General features: G+C 54.1%; 9 protein-coding genes. 6 read left to right on the plus strand and 3 right to left on the minus strand.

Annotated elements, in window-relative coordinates; genetic code table 11:
* Together BLT38_RS09465 and BLT38_RS09470 are read left to right on the plus strand one after the other, a co-directional pair.
* Positions 1-1,239, plus strand: coding sequence for an HlyD family secretion protein (locus BLT38_RS09465; RefSeq protein ID WP_083347016.1), 1,239 nt, complete (start codon positions 1-3; stop codon positions 1,237-1,239).
* A 128-nt stretch (positions 1,240-1,367) separates the two neighbouring features.
* The gene (locus BLT38_RS09470; RefSeq protein WP_083344951.1) at positions 1,368-1,961 is read left to right on the plus strand and encodes a Dps family protein; all 594 of its coding nucleotides are present in this window, start codon (positions 1,368-1,370) and stop codon (positions 1,959-1,961) included.
* Positions 1,962-2,021: 60 nt separating this feature from the next.
* Here the strand turns inward: BLT38_RS09470 and BLT38_RS09475 are convergent, their stop codons facing one another.
* Entirely contained in the window at positions 2,022-5,333 is a 3,312-nt protein-coding gene (locus BLT38_RS09475) for an alpha-mannosidase (RefSeq protein WP_231966842.1), read from the minus strand.
* A gap of 502 nt (positions 5,334-5,835) precedes the next feature.
* On the opposite strand from BLT38_RS09475, the gene BLT38_RS09480 reads away from it, so the two are divergent.
* From BLT38_RS09480 to BLT38_RS09490, 3 genes are all read left to right on the plus strand, one after another.
* Positions 5,836-8,271 carry a glycoside hydrolase family 38 C-terminal domain-containing protein gene (locus BLT38_RS09480; RefSeq protein ID WP_172838210.1) on the plus strand — a complete coding sequence of 812 codons (2,436 nt, stop codon included), beginning with the start codon at positions 5,836-5,838 and terminating at the stop codon, positions 8,269-8,271.
* Positions 8,272-8,425: 154 nt separating this feature from the next.
* A complete protein-coding gene (locus tag BLT38_RS09485) occupies positions 8,426-9,583 on the plus strand; it encodes a T6SS phospholipase effector Tle1-like catalytic domain-containing protein (protein WP_083344954.1) in 1,158 nt (385 codons plus the stop codon).
* Between the two features lie 197 nt (positions 9,584-9,780).
* Positions 9,781-11,565: a FecR family protein gene (locus BLT38_RS09490; protein ID WP_083344955.1), complete on the plus strand. Its 1,785-nt coding sequence runs from the start codon at positions 9,781-9,783 to the stop codon at positions 11,563-11,565.
* 63 nt (positions 11,566-11,628) lie between these two features.
* On the opposite strand, the gene BLT38_RS09495 is transcribed toward BLT38_RS09490, so the two are convergent.
* The gene (locus BLT38_RS09495) at positions 11,629-12,423 is read right to left on the minus strand and encodes a type 1 glutamine amidotransferase domain-containing protein (protein WP_083344956.1); all 795 of its coding nucleotides are present in this window, start codon (positions 12,421-12,423) and stop codon (positions 11,629-11,631) included.
* Positions 12,424-13,507: 1,084 nt separating this feature from the next.
* Between BLT38_RS09495 and BLT38_RS09500 the strand changes: the two genes are divergently transcribed.
* On the plus strand, positions 13,508-15,037 hold the full coding sequence (locus BLT38_RS09500) for a SulP family inorganic anion transporter (protein WP_083344957.1): 1,530 nt from the start codon (positions 13,508-13,510) through the stop codon (positions 15,035-15,037).
* A gap of 38 nt (positions 15,038-15,075) precedes the next feature.
* On the opposite strand, the gene tal is transcribed toward BLT38_RS09500, so the two are convergent.
* Complete coding sequence (gene tal / locus BLT38_RS09505) at positions 15,076-16,161, minus strand: transaldolase (protein ID WP_083344958.1); 1,086 nt, start codon at positions 16,159-16,161, stop codon at positions 15,076-15,078.
* Positions 16,162-16,346: the final 185 nt, after the last annotated feature.

Raw genomic sequence — 16,346 nt, forward strand, 5'->3', positions numbered from 1 at the left:
GTGGCAGATTCCGATCAGCAGCAACAGCAGCAGAACACAGCAGCAGCACCCGATCCGTCTGAGACGGCACCGGCCAAGGCGCGCCGCAAGTTCATCATCATCGTGGTTGTCCTCCTTCTCGTTCTAGTGGCCGGTTTCTTCTACTGGCGCTCCACTCTGACGGAAGACACGGACGATGCGCAGGTGGATGGCGATCTCTACCAGGTATCCGCACGTGTCTCAGGTCAGGTGATCAAGGTCAATGTCACGGATAATCAGGAGATCAAGCAGGGCGATGTCATCGCCGAGATTGATCCGCGCGACTATCAGGTAGCGTTGGAACAGGCAGAGGCGCAGCTTGCCAATGCCAAGGCGAGCTATCTTCAGGCCAACTCCAACGTACCCATTGTCAATGTCCAGACGCGCACGCAGGTAGCGACTTCGGGTTCGGACGTTGCGACGGCTGAAGCTTCTGTGGCACAGGCGCAGAAGAACGTTGCTGCAGCGCAGGCCCGCGTCGATCAGGCAAAGGCAAATGCTCTGAAGGCACAGCTTGATGTGGACCGCTACAAGCCCCTCGTCGAAAAGGACGTGATCAGCAAGCAGCAGTTCGATCAGGCCGTTGCGCAGGCGGCAGCTACCAGTGGTGCCTTGCTGGAAGCGCAGCAGAACGTAACTGCACAGCAGGCTGCCGTGGCTCAGACAGTATCCAAACTGAACTCTGCCCGTAGTGACGCAGCGCAGGCACGTGAAAACGGTCCGAAGCAGGTTGTGGTGCAGAAGGCTCGTGCAGAAGCGGCCAATGCTGACATCATGACGGCACAGGCAAAGGTTGATCAGGCAAAGTTGAACCTCAGCTACTGCCATATCGTTGCGCCGATCGGCGGTATCATCAACAAGAAGAATGTTTCGGTGGGCCAGAACATCTCGCCCGGCCAGAACATGCTGACGATCATCCCGCTGGATAACCTCTGGATCACTGCGAACTTCAAGGAGACCCAGCTCCAGCACATGAAGGTGGGCCAGGAAGTTACCGTGAAGGTGGACGCCCTGGGTGGACGCAAGTACAAGGGCCGCGTAACTCAGGTAGGTGGTGCAACAGGCTCGCGCCTGTCGCTCTTCCCGCCCGAAAACGCCACGGGTAACTACGTGAAGGTCGTACAGCGTATCCCGGTCCGTATCGACCTGGAGAAGGGTGAGAACGACGATCACCTGCTGCGTCCTGGATACTCAGTGGTTCCGGATGTAGGCATTAAGTAGCTTGATTGCAATACATGCACGAAGGGCGCGGCTAGAACCGCGCCCTTCGTGTTTCTGCTGAAAATAGGCGACCCCTGTTTCTGCTGTGGCATCCAACCAAAACAAGCCATCAAGGAGAGGCAAGCATCATGGCAGTCGCAATCAAGAAGGCCGATACCAAGGATCTGGTAACACCGCACTGGCACGAAAAGGCCAACGAGATTCAGAAGTGGGGTACCGTCACGAAGGATCTTCCCCTGGGTCTGGACGCGGATGTTCGCGCAAAATCGTGCAAGGCATTGAACCAGCTCCTGGCAGATTCCATCGCGCTACGCGACCTGTATAAGAAGCATCACTGGCAGGTTGCCGGTCCCACTTTTTATCAGCTTCACCTGCTGTTCGATAAGCACTTTGATGAACAGGTTGAGATCGTGGACACCATCGCAGAACGCATTCAACTTCTGGGTGGCGTAACCATTGCTATGGGTGGTGATGTTGCAGAAGTCACCAGCATTCCGCGTCCCCCGCGTGGCAAGGAAGAGGTTCCGGTACAGATCTCGCGTCTGCTGGAAGCTCACAAGATCATCATTGAGGAATGCCGCAAGATTGCGAAGGAAGCGGATGACAATGGTGATGACGGCACTAACGATCTGGCTGTATCCGATGTGCTTCGTGTGAATGAACTGCAAGCATGGTTCATCATGCAGCATCTGGTGGACATGCCGCTTGTGCATGCAAAGTAACATCGCTATTCAGAACGCAGAACGGCCTGCCTTGCGGCAGGCCGTTTGTTTATTGCCAACTTACTTCCTCTCGGTATTCGGGTAATCAATACGGAGTGAGTTAATCGAATAAGGATTGACGGAAACACCAACCTTGTTCGAGTCAACAACTGGTATTGCACTCCCCTCCGGCTTCTCCATCAGATTCGTCAGCGTAGCTGACTTCGCGCCCGTAGGGATTCGGAACTCGACCTTGCCGCTTTGGCCTGCCCATTCATAGAAGTGGAGGATCAGTCCGTTGTCATCTTCCGCCTTCTTGACTGCGGTCAACACAACATTCTTGTTGTCGGCTTCGATGAAGGAGTGCGTCAGAGGCAACGAGCCTGTATGCGCCTGCACCTGCAAGGCCTGGAGCTTGTAGTTGTATTCGTAGCCGTGGCGAACTGTGAGCGCAGTCTTCCAGTCAGCGGCATGCGGATAGAGCGCAAAGCTGAAGTGTTGATGACCACGATCTGCCTCTGGATCGGGAGAAAGAGGAGAGCGCAATAGCGTCAACCGCAATACATTGTCTTTGCCGTCATAGCCGTACTTTGATTCGTTGATGAGAGAAAAGCCGTGCTTCGCATCTCCCAAATCAGCCCAACGCATTGCAGCAACTTCAAACTTCGCTGAGTCCCAGCTATTGGTTCTTGTCGTCGGCCTCTGAATTGTTCCGTAAGGAATTTCGTAGGTCGCCATATTGCTTGACGCTGCCAGTGGGAACGCAGCCTTCAGCAGGATGTGGTTCTCATGCCAGTCGATGTCATTGACCACTTCCACCTGATCGGAATTGGCATAGAGCACGATGTCCTGCACAAACTTTGAGCTCTGCCACGTTCTCTCCACACGAACCACAGCGCGGAATGGAGTATTCTCCACCAACTTTACCGAGTCAGCTTTCGTAAGCGAAATCACATGATCCAACGTGCCGGGATCAATGTTCCAGGCATCATCATCCACTGGTGTGTCTTTGAATGCCTGCAACTCGTTGCCGCACGCGCCGGAAGCCAGCGCTTCAAAGTTGTCCTTCTTGTTGTAGAGGCTCTTGATGCAACCAGTACTCGGATCCACCGATACCTTGAGGTTCGCATTCTCAATCACTGTTCCATTCGCTTTGAGGTCGCTTGTGAAAGCGCGACGGCCAGGAACGACGTGAAGTACTTCGTAACCGAGTGAAGGGATATCTTTCGCCTGAAGCAATAGCCGATATGTGTTGGTCGCCTTATTGCTCGAGACGATCTGCGAGGGCACAACACGACCAGCGCGATCCAGTACGCTGACGCCATCGCCTTCCGCGGTCGGCATCTCTACATCAACTGGCACAATTCCCGAACGATTCCATCCCAGTGGGTTGAAGACCAGAACAGGAACTTGCCCCGCAAGTTTTGTATTGATGTGAGCTTGAATCGAGTTGAGAGCTTTGGAAGAAACCTCGTTCGTAGCCCAACGGACCTGATCGTAATCCTTTTGTGATTCCTTATAGAGAACACCGATTCCCGAACCAGCAGCGAGATCATGGAACTGGTTGAAGAGCACCTTCTTCCATGCTTCGTTCAACTCCATGGCGGGATACTTACTTCCATCCAGCCATGCGAAAGATGCATATTTCTCCGCATTCAGCATCCACTCTTCGCTCTCACGCATATTGCGTTTGTGTGCAGCCTGCGTGGTGAGCGTGCCGCGATGATGCTCAAAGTAGAGTTCGTCATTCCAAGTTGGAATACTGATCTTCCCTGTTTCAAGCTGGGATAACGCTGCAACGCCCTTCCCCATTGCCTGGTAGTTCCACGTCGGTGAAACAGGTGAAATCTTATTCTCGATGTCGTTGAAGTAGGTCTTTGCAAAGCCCCACTCGATTTTGGGGGCAATCTTATCTGGCTGCGCCCAGTGCGTTGCCTCATCCAAGACCATGCGAGTGGCTCCGCCGCCGTGGTCACCCACACCATACAGATCCATCATCTCCTTCAATCCGGGAGCAAGCGTACGTTCCTGCACGAAATCGTTAGTCATTCGGAGAGGAGTCATCTTGTTGTTCGCGTAGCCGTGCGGGAAGTAAGTGAGGACCTTGCTACCGTCAGGCGATTCCCACCAAAACAACTTGAATGGAAGCGGGTTGGTCTCGTTGAACACCATCTTCTGGGTCACAAAGTAGTTGATCCCCGACTTCTTATAAATCTGGGGAAGCTGCCAGTTGTAGCCAAAAGTATCCGGATTCCAGCCGATGCTGGCTGTTGTTCCGTAGAGTTCCTTAAACGACCGCTGGCCGATCAATAGCTGACGAACCTGCGATTCTCCATCCGGCATATTCAAATCCGGCTCAACCCACATACCGCCGACTAACTCCCAGCGTCCTTCCTGAATACGCTTCTTGATCTGGTTATTAATCTCGGGATACTTATCAACGAGCCATTCGTTATATTGAGCTGCCGATTGCGTATAGGTGTATGAGGGATATTCATTCATCAGATGGAGCGCAGAGCCAAAGGTGCGGCGCACAACATCCACCGTCTCGGACCAAGGCCACAGCCATGCAGCATCAATGTGGGAGTTGCCTGTGATGTGATATGTCGCCTGCTTGACAACCGGATCTAATGCTTGCAAATCCTGCTGGGACTTGCGCAGCGAGGCATCGAATGCCTTCTGGTTTCCGGACTCCAGAGACTTGAAGTCAATGTCCTGAACAGCCTTGTCCAGAGCAGCTGTCGTCGATGGATCATTCTTGGCGAATTGCGGAACCAGGAGCGTCGACGCGATGATCTCGTTATACAGATCGCGCGGACTGGGCCGCGATGGAACGAAATCGATGCGAATGCGGGTCGCGGGCACTCTCTTGGGACGCCCTGAGACTCGAAGCTCCATCGCCACAAAGATCTTCTCGCCAGGTTTGATGTCCTTAGCAAGGACCTGAGGCATCAGGCCTTCACCTTCAGCAACACGATCCCCATTGATGAAAAGCGTTAATGCATATTCTTCTGGACGCCATCCTTGAATCCACAACTTGGATCCTGTGAGGTCATATCCATTGAGCGTTTGCGGAACGGTTATTGCGCCGCGAACCCAGAGGATTTCCTGTGTGCGCACGTCGCCGGAAGCATTAGCTATCTCCCAGGACGAATCATCAAAAGAAACATCCTGCGCTCCCGCGACATATCCAACGTGATATTTCCAGTTCGATGTTGGAAGCTCATCCAACTTAGAAAGCTTGTCGATGTTATCTTGCGACTGCTTCGTCAAAGCCTGCACAGCAGTCGCTATCTGCTGTGGTCCAGGGTTATCAAACTGCTTTGTTTCAGGAGTGTATTGCGCATGCATTGCTCCGCACGAAATAAGGCTTCCGCATAGAACAGCAGCCATTGCGAGCGAATCTGCACGTCGACGATAAGAACTCGACTTACTCAATTTTTCAGTAAACACAAATACTCCTTAGAAACATGAACGATGCAACAGGGACGCTCGCCACCTATGCAGGTGCAGGACGCGATGTTAGAGGTGCTGTCCCGCGAATTCTATCGCGCAGCCTTAGCGCGCTTCTCGCTCAATCTAAAGCGTTTCGATTTAAGTTGTCATGGCAGCTTTGTAATCAGCTTTCTTGACATGTGTTTACCGCAGAAAAGATAAGTGCAGGTGTGATTCTGGCAGAACTGCCAGAACAGTATCCGACGACAGTGAAGTGTAGTTTGCGCCGATGCGCCGACATGGGAGACGTGTGTTTCCCTGTCGATACTCGTGACGCGCGAGGCACCGTCGTCGGCGATGAATACTGCGTTCAACGCACGAGGAAGGTCTTATGAAGAAAACTGAAGGCGGCCTGTCCAGAAGAGATTTTTTAATTCAAGGGACAGCAGCTCTTGGCACAGTGGCAGTTTCCAATTCCTTTGCCCAGACAGTGCACAGCACTACTGCAAGCAGCAAGCGTGTGTTGCACATCATGGGGCACTCGCATATTGATGCCGCGTGGCTATGGCCGTGGCGCGAAGGTTCCGATGAAGCATTGAACACATTCCGCAGTGCTTTGAACCGCATGAAAGAGACACCGGGATTCTGCTATTCCCATTCCTCCTCGATGCATTACCGCTGGGTCCAGAATGCCGATCCCGGAATGTTTGAAGAGATCAAACAGCGCATCCGTGAAGGTCGTTGGGAAGTTGTAGGCGCGTGGCCCGTTGAACCTGATTGCAATATCCCTGCGACGGAAAGCTTTGTTAGGCATTGCCTCTACGGAAAGGAGTTCTGCAAGAACGAGCTTGGAGTCGATGTCAAAATCGGATTCAATCCCGATTCCTTTGGACACGCTGCGGGACTCCCAACCATCCTGAAGAATGCCGGCTATGAGTATTACGTCTTCATGCGCCCACAAGAGAATGAGATGGATCTTCCACTGCTGTTCTGGTGGGAGGGCCCGGACGGCTCGCGCGTACTCGCGCTCAGACTCTATCGAACATATGAGAATAATGCCTCCCATCTTGCGGCTGATGCAGAACACTCGTTCGCACCTGGCATGAATGATGGGGCATTCTTTCTTGGAGTCGGTGACCATGGAGGCGCAGTAACTGCCGCGCAGATACGCGAAGTCCTGAAGATGAAGGGCGATCCGAACCTTCCAGAGCTGCGTTGGAGCACGCTGCATGAGTTCTTCGACGCAGTAAAGAAGTCTCCTGCATTCAGTTCCCTGCCCGTCGTTCGTCACGAACTGCAGCATCATTCGCGCGGCTGCTATTCCGCCTACGGAGAAGGCAAGGCGCTCAATCGTCGTGCAGAGCGGTGGATGGTGGAAGCTGAATCCATCTCTCTGTTCTCAAGCCTAACGACGACACATCAGTATCCTCACAAAGAATTCGTTGACTCATGGTGGAAGATTCTGTTCTGCCAGTTCCACGACATGGCAGCGGGAACAGCGCTCTATGCCGACTATCAGGATGTGCGTGACAGCCTTGGTTTCGCATGCGAAGTTGCTCAGACAACGAAGGTGCAGGCGTTGCAGACAATGGCTCGCCAGGTGGACACCACGAAGGTGGTACAGGGCGCAGTATTTTTGTGGAACCCACTTCCCTGGCCTCGTAAGACATTGGTTGAGTACTACACAGGTCGTCGCCCCGATAACCTGGAATTTATTACTCACCTAACAGACAAGGATCAAAAGAAGTATCCGATTCAGTGGCTTGCTTCTGAAAGCATGACACAGCAACATCTTCGACTTACAGCATGGGTAGACTTACCAGCTTGTGGTTATAAGTTATTCGAGCTTGCACACGGTCCTGCACCGGATGGAGCAGCCTTCTCGAACGCCATCACCGTATCTAGGAGTGGATTCGGCATATCTTCAGCCAAGGCTGAGGATGGAACCGAGCTTCTAGCCAGGAGCATTGGCCTGGTCGTTGTCGCCGATTCATCTGATACATGGGCGCACGCCGTAAACGAGTTCCGTCAAGAGATGGGACGCCCCACGCTGGTTTATGCCGGTGTTGTAGAGGAAGGGCCTGTCACTCGCATTACTCGCCATCGCGCAACGTGGATGGAATCCGAAATCATTCTCGATCTCGTTGAGTATGCCGGTATCGAAGCAGTGGAACTTCGCTTTGTTATCAATTGGAATCAGCATGAGCAGATGCTGAAACTCGAAGTCCCCACTGCACTGACCCAACCTCGCATTTTCGCGAAGGTTCCCGGCGCAGTCATTGAACGTGCCGTCAATGGCGAAGAAGAGCCGTATCAGGATTGGGCAGCTGTACAAGGCAAGATCAATGGGAATGACTACACGCTTGCCCTCATCAACGAGCAGACCTATAGCTACGATTGCCTGGACGGACTGTTTAGAACGGTACTCATCCGATCGGCCCCGTTCGCTCGCCACAGACCCGACAAAACCGTCTACTTCGACGCGAATGCATGGCAGGACCAGGGTCGTCAGGAACGCCGCTTCTGGCTAGTCGCCCAAAAAGGAACGCATTCCCAGTTGGCATTAGATCGCATGGCGGAAGAACTCCAAAGCCCGGCTGAGCACGTGATGACCTCTGCTCATGCAGGACACATGGAATGGGAACAATCGTTCTTTGAGGTTTCACCCAGCTCGGTGTGGGTGCTTGCACTGAAACCTGCGGAGAACGTCAAGGATGGTTACATCGTTCGCGTACAGGAACGCTCCGGCGTGGCCACAAAGACATCTTTGAAGAGCACGTTCTTGAACCTTGACCATTCAGTGAACCTTGCCCCTTGGGAGTTGAAGACATTGCTCATTCAACGCTCCGCCTCGGGGCCAGCAAAGGTTAAGGAAGTATCCATCCTGGAGGTTTGATAAAACTTCAAAAATCAATGGGGCTCTCCGTCGCATCACCGTCGGAGAGCCCCATTGAAATATGTGATTCATTTCGAGTTAGTCAGTGTTATGATTCGCTCTCTCCCTGTTTCAATCGAGTACCCGCTAGTTCATTGCCAAGGAGCGACGCGTCATGGGTAAGAAGATTGTTATCTGTTGCGATGGCACCGGAAACGGTTTCGACAAAGTCTCGGAAGAATCAAACGTTGCAAAACTCTACAGCTCCCTGCAAATAGGTCCCGGCCAAGTCGCTTACTATCATCCCGGCGTAGGGACGATGGGTGACCCAAACGCTCGCGGGTTTGTTAGCAAGCATCTGTCGAAGCTTAGAGGCTTGGCGTTCGGCAACGGACTACTTCGCAATGTGGGTGACGCCTATCGCTACCTAATGGATAACTATGAGGATGGTGATGAGATTTATCTCTTCGGCTTTAGTCGGGGAGCCTTCACGGTCCGTGCCCTGGCAAGCCTCATCAACGTCTTCGGCCTGCTATGCCACGGCAATCATGGCGCAATCCCCTACATCCTCGACATGTATTCGAGGCGCAGCCGAGACGCTAAGGGCAGGATCAAACAGTTCAGTTCAGATGAAGTATTCAAATGGCAGTTCTCACACGCGAATCCTGTGAAGATTAAGTTCTGCGGCCTTTGGGACACAGTGGCGAGCTACGGCTGGATCTACGATCCCATCACTCTGCCGTTCCTTGGCATGAATCCCATTATTGAAGTGGGGCGCCACGCGGTTTCGATTCACGAACGTCGTTGTTTTTATCAGGACAATCTATGGGGTGAAGCTCGTTCGCCGCAGGACTTCCGGCAGGTATGGTTCGCAGGTGTCCATTCTGACATTGGCGGAAGCTACCCAGAGGAGACCAGCGGCTTATCAAAGATCGCCTTGGAGTGGATGATGGTCGAAGCCATTGCTCACGGTCTGGAAGTCAATGACTACAAGGCGAAGATCGTTCTCGGTAAGTGCTCGGCGTTTCCCAGACTCGAGGGACTCCCAGAATATGTGGCACCAGACGCTAACGCAAAACAGCACTTTTCGCTGAACGGGATTTGGTGGGCATGCGAATTCCTGCCTCAGCAGGATCCTCACGTGGATAAGAAGAAGTACATCCTGCCTATGGGGCGAGATCGGGTCATCCCACCAAACTCCTTCATCCATCAGAGCGTCGTGGAGTCGAACTGGAAACCAAAGTCGCTTCCCGCACATCAGGTTGAGCCCTGGGTGCCGCTCGGAGCGATACCGGATCGGGGCGTGGCTCACAATCTTCTCGCTGCAGACTGAGTAGAAAGTGCCGATCCGCCATCTAACAAGATAGGGAGTACGCCAGGCGTACGGAATTTCCCCCAATTGATGTCAAAAGGCGCATTGCCGCCTTTGCTGAAAGCTTTGTCTGCGGCCTATACTCGTTTGGTTTCTTGAGGCCTGCTTAAAGCAGTTCGCTGCAGGCACATCAATTCGACCTACGTTGCGAGGCGGATATGAATCGAATGATTGCACTTCTTACCGTTACGCTGGGAGTCGCGCTTTACAGCACAGCATCACAGGCGCAGACACCCGCGGTCCCTGCCCCATCTGCTCCAGCAAACACGGATGCACTTCGCGTCGATGCGAACAATGCGCAGTCCAATGAAAACCCCGACGCCGCAAATTCAATCCGCATCGTCCGCCTGAGCCAGGCTACTGGCAAAGTTGAGATGGATCGCAATGTCGAACGCGGCTTTGAAGCCGCTTTCAACAACCTTCCCATCACACAGGGCGCTCGGTTGATGACTCTTGAAGGATCTGCGGAAGTGGAATTTGAAGACGGCACCACGCTTCGCCTGATCCCGCAGACAGAAGTGGATTTCACCCAGCTCGGCCGTACGGCCACGGGCGCCACCATTTCGTCCATGAACGTGCTTCGAGGAACGGTCTATGTCTCGCTTAACAAGACCAAGGGCAATACGTTCGATCTGACCTCAGGCGACGGAGTCATCAAGCCGCGGCCGGGAGCGCACCTGCGATTGGAAGTGAAGGATCCGGAAAGTCGACTTTCCGTCATCTCCGGCTCAGTTGACTTCACGAATACCGCCGGCACGCACGAAGTCGGCAAGATGAAGAGCCTTATCTTCAACACAAACACCCACGCACCGGCGGACCTGATCGCAGGTATCGAAGATGCCTCCTTTGATGAATGGGATGAGCAGCAGACCGAATACCACCAGCGTTACTTCCACGGCAACGCTCTCGCAGGCTCAGGTTCCTCCTACGGTCTTGCGGACCTTAATTACTACGGTGCGTTCTCCGATGTAGATGGTTGCGGTCGTATCTGGCGGCCTTACTTCGTTTCTGCAGCCTGGGATCCCTACTCCAGCGGCATTTGGGCCTTGTATCCGGGAAGCGGCTACAGTTGGGTGTCGCCGTATCCTTGGGGATGGGCTCCTTTCCATTACGGTTCATGGCTGCAATGCGGCGGAGGATGGGGATGGCAACCCGGTGGCAACTGGTATGGACTCGGTGGTCGTAACCCGTATTGGGGCCGGGATGGCCGCCATCACTTCATCAATCAAATTCATGTGCATCCCACCCCGCCGCATCCTCGACCGGTCCCAGGGCAGACAAGCTCTCTGATTGCGGTGAACGCGAAACGGCTTACGTTTTCTCAGGTCGATCGCGCTACGAACTCGTTCAACTTTCGCAATGACTCGGCGGGTCTCGGCATTCCGCGAGGCGAATTCGGCAAGTTGAATAAGCTCTCAGAAACGGCGGCCAAAACTGGATCGAGCAATGTCCCCGTGCTCTTCACCCCGGTGAATCGAACTGACGTCTCGCCTGTAAGTCACAGCAATCTCGCTGCTCATGATGCCAGAGTGCCCGGAGCTCGAAACGGAGAGGCAGGATTCTTCAATCGCCCCACCAATCAAACTCAAACCATGCACAACACCTACGCAGAACGAGGCGGCAGCAGCGTACACAGCGCTGGGGGACCGATAAATGGCGGCAGCTATAACAGTAGCCCGCATACCAGTGCTTACTCGGGCAGCGGGGTTGGGTATTCCAACGGGCCGCACCCCAGCGCCTACTCGGGCGGTGGTGGCGGATACTCCGGCGGTCCGCGTCCAAGCGGAGGTGGATATTCCGGCGGCCCAGTCGCTGGTCCTCGCGGTGGCGGCGGTGGATATTCAGGTGGCGGTGGCGGAGCGCCCCACGTTTCCGCGCCCATGCCAGCTTCAGCGCCTGCACCCTCTGCTGCTCCGTCGTCCGCCCCGAGTGGGCACCGGTAACGACAGCGCATAGACTCCCCGTCACCAGATTCAACCTATGGTGAGCCGATCCTTGGTATCGGCTCACTTCTTCTTAGCGAGTGCCGGTAGAAGAAGCTTTAGAAGCGCTTGATCGGAGAATGGGTTCTGGCCTGAGATGAGTTCACGATCCTGAATTACGTAGCTCTGCCATGGAACGGCCACACTTACGTCACCGCCTGCCGTAAGCAAAGCAATGTCGGGATAAAAGAGAACTTTACCGCCGATCTCAAGCGGCTCTCGCTGCTGTTCTTCTGCTGTTGAGAAGATGGTCATCTTGTATCCCTCATATGCCCATCCTTGAGCCTTCGTTCGAGCACCGGTTGCATCGCCTGCTATCAGCGCCGCAACCACTTCCTTCGAATTAGGAAGTACGGAAAGAAGAGAGATTGGGCCGTGGCAGAGTACCGCCGTAGGCTTGGACGTTTCATGAAAATGACGCATCACGGTGCCAGCATCAGGATCATCAAGCAAGTCCATCATGGGACCATGGCCGCCGGGGACGAAAACGGCGTCGTATTGATCCAGGCCTGACGCGATGACGTCCGAGATGGGAGTTGGATTCTTTAGCCCGGTCAGGGTGTCGCGGAATTTTAGATAGTCCTGAAGCTTGTTCTGATCTCCTCCGAAGAAATCGGGGACAGCAGAATGCACATCCAGTTGCGGCGTGTTGCCTTTCGGGTTGGCAAAAGTAATTTCGTAACCTTCCTTCATCAACTCCCGAACCGGAACCGTCAATTCGTTGAGATAGTAGCCAGCGCCTGTGTACACCTTGCCATCTTTCAGTGGCAGGCCGTGACCGCTCGAAACTAAGACCAGTACCTTTCCTTTTGTTGCCATTTTGTTCTCCTCACTGAAATCGGGTGACGAATTTAACTGTGAATGAAGTCTGTTATTTGTCCGGCTTCGGCCATGCAATCGCCGGAATCGTGGATGCACTTCTGATACGGGTGGAAGTTGTAGACCTTGTTTTTCAAAGCGATGTGGGACGAGTGACCGCAGTCGGAGAAGCTCTCGCGTCAAGGTGACTTTGTCTGACGCGATGCCGACTGGACCGTGAATCTTTCACGCGACAGATCGTTGCTTCGATGTCTCGTCTTCCAAAAGCGATTCTTTCGAGAGCACGTGGGCCTGAGGTGTTGGCCCTCGGCAAACGGATAGTCTTCGGAGCTATTGTGTCTAAAGGCGATCCGGCTTTTCGATCGGTTTGGCGAGAGCTTAAAGTGCTTTGCAGCAGCCGACGGATTAGAGAGCACTCGGACTTTTACCTCGGGCCTGCAACGTTCCTCGAAGAACTGGCGAGAGTTCTTTTCGCGGGCCCCATAAATTCCTTGGGCAATGGCACATCGGTTGTGCCATGATCGTTCTCCACGATGAGGATCCTGCCGCAAGTCGCCCGGATCACGCTGCTGATGGCGTTCGCCTTTGGCCTCCACATGTGTTCGGGAAATGCCTCATCACCGAATTGGGCACTTTCCCATGCTCCTCATCACAACCGGCGCCATTTGCCTTCACACGCCGGAAGCAAGACTTCCAGCCGTACACGCCGTTGGCACGATTGGGAATCGCTAGAGGCGTCGCTGCCCGATATTGCGCATGCTCACTCGCCGATGGTCTCCCGACAATTGCTTCGCGTTGAAGCAAAATGCGACTCGCACGCGGATGGACACATTAATCGCTTGCTGCATCCCCAGTTCTTAGCTGTTGCGCTCCCCCTCCCCGAGCTGGTGGCGGAACCTCTCGCGAAAGCTTCGGTCATTGCGAGAGGGTCTACTCCACGCGCACCGGGTTCTTCGCGCGGACCTCCTCTCTCCTAAATCGCTCGCAGATCGCTTAGCACGTGCGCATATTGCCAGCGCAGTCGTGCGTATAGAACAGCGCGGTCGCGCATACGCACGAAGATGTGTGCGACGAAGGAGTCTCGATGAACAACACAAATCAATCTTTTAAAAAGCCACATGCTCTGATCAGCGACATATCCGCGTCGCTGGTCGTGTTCTTGGTTGCACTACCACTTTGCATGGGTATCGCCGTTGCATCAGGTATGCCACCCGCGCGCGGTCTGGTGACCGGCATTGTCGGTGGCATCATGGTGGGAACCCTATCGGGTTCGCCGCTGCAGGTGAGCGGGCCCGCTGCAGGACTGGCCGTCATCGTTTTTGAACTGATAAACGATCACGGCATTGGAGCGCTGGGCCCCATTCTGGTCGTTGCAGGAGCCATTCAGTTGCTCGCGGGCATCTTGCGCGTGGGCCGCTGGTTCCGCGCGATCTCGCCAGAGGTGGTGCACGGTATGCTCGCGGGCATTGGTGTACTCATCGTGATTCAACAATTTCACGTCGTGTTGGACCGTGCACCAAAAGCTACTGGCCCAGCGAACATCTTCGCCATGGGCGAAGCTCTTGCAGCCGGATTATTTCCACTGGATGGCAGCAAGGAAGAGTGGGCACTGTTAGTAGGTGTGGTCACACTCTTTGTGATCTTACTTTGGGAGCGCTTTCGACCAGCAAAGTTGAAGCTTGTTCCCGCTGCTCTTCTCGGCATTGGGGCTGGAACAGCGTTGGCACAGACACTGCATCTGGGCATCCGTCGCATTGATGTACCGGCAAGCCTGGGCGACATGGTCAGCTTCACACCGCTATCTGCATTTCTCGCAACACGCTGGACATCACTGCTAGGAACTGCGATCGCATTAGCATTCATTGCCAGCGCCGAAACCCTTCTGTCAGCAGCTGCCGTAGACCAGATGCAGACCAAAGTACGCGCCAACTATGACAAGGAACTTGCCGCGCAAGGTATCGGCAACATGCTCTGCGGTTTTCTTGGCGCACTGCCAATGACAGGAGTCATTGTGCGTAGTTCCGCCAATGTACAGGCAGGGGCCGAAACGCGCAGATCTACAATTCTGCATGGCTTGTGGCTGCTTATCTCCGTCGCAATATTCGCTCGCACACTTCGGATGATTCCGATGGCGTCACTCGCAGCGGTGCTGGTTCTGACCGGCATACGACTGGTGAAGCCAAAGGACATTCTTCATCTGCGCCGCTTCGGCTGGCCACCCGTCATCGTGTACGGACTGTCGATGGTCACAATCGTCGCAACCAACCTGCTGACCGGTGTTCTTGTAGGCATCGGACTGTCGCTCCTATGGACACTCTGGAAGCTGACTCATCTGCAGTTGGATGTTGAGACCACGGATCATCGCACGGACATTCACTTGGCCGGAGTAGGCACGTTTCTAGCGATTCCCAAGATCTCGCGCACGCTGGACGACACACCCAGCGGGCCTCCTATTTACATCCACGGCTTCTCACTGCGCTACATCGATCACGCGTGCATTGAGATCATCGAAGCGTGGGTTGACCGGCGCCAGGCCGCAGGCGAAATCGTCTACCTGGAACGCGAACATCTGTTGAAGCGTTACCAGACTCCGGTCTCACAAGCGGTGGATTAGAGAAGGGCTTGAGTGATGCTCTGGGCCAATCCTCTTCATCAGGTGGTGCTCTGAAGAACTTTGCTCTTCTCGTCAATTGCCTTGAGGAGTTGGCCCCATGATTCTTCGAATGCCTTTGCGCCACCTGATTGAAGATCAGCGGCGAGTTTGTCTAGGTCTATTCCTGCACTTCTGAAGTCATGCAGGACTTGTTCAAAATCGCCCCCGGAACGCGGGATTGCGCCACTCACCGTCCCATGATCGCCGAATGCGATGAGCGTCTTTTCAGGGATTGTGTTGATCGTGTTGGGAGCCGCGAGGGCATTGATATAGAGCACATCCGATGCCTTCGGATCTTTCGTGCCAGTGCTCGCGAACAGTAGACGCTGTGGGCGAGCACCTGCATTTTCTAAGCGCTGCCAGCGATCCGATTCCAACATATCCCTGTATGCCTTGTAGACTTGCTGACCGATTGCGATTCCCAACTTGTTCTTGAGTGTTTCGGGTACTTTGTCCATCGTGGCTCCGTCCCAGCGACTGAGGAACACGGAGGCAACAGAGCGGACATCAAGGCTAAGTCCGGCGGCCAAACGTTGTTCCAGGCCGCGCAGATATGCCTCAGCAGACGCCTTGTATTGATCAAGCGAGAACAATAGCGTGACGTTGATCGGAACACCGTCGGCAATCGATTTCTCGATGGCTGGAACGCCTTCTTTCGTGCCTGGAATCTTGATGAAGAGATTCGGACGATTCGCCTTGTCATGTAAACGCTTAGCGGCTTCGACGGATTTGGCGGTGTCGTAAGCAAGGAGAGGAGAAAGTTCGAGGGAGACCCACCCATCCACTCCAGATGTGCGTTCGTGCGCACCCGCAAACAAGTCAGCCGCGCGGGTCAGGTCTTGCAATGCAAGCTCAAAGAACAACTCCTCGCCAGCTTTCCCATCCGTATTTAGGCGGCTCACATCCGTGTCATAGGAACTGCTTTTCGAGATTGCATGTTCGAAAATCGTGGGATTGGAAGTCAGGCCGGTCACGGAGAGATCGTCTATATAGCGCTGCAGCGTGCCGCTGTTGAGAAGATCGCGCGTAATGTTGTCCAGCCAGAGGCTTTGTCCCAGATCATGAAGCTGTTGCGTCGCTTTCATAGAAATCCCTCCATACAAGCTCAGATGTCCGGCGATTCCATAGCAATTCACACGATTTGTTGGGACACCCATCAACGCGAACAGCGTAAAAGATGAACCGCGGATCGCTTCTCCTTTTACGCTTTTCAACCTTCTAAGTTGTCACGCCGTCTGTCCCTACACGATTCATAAGAGTCTGGGGTCCT

The organism is Terriglobus roseus, assembly GCF_900102185.1.
Classification (GTDB): domain Bacteria; phylum Acidobacteriota; class Terriglobia; order Terriglobales; family Acidobacteriaceae; genus Terriglobus; species Terriglobus roseus_A.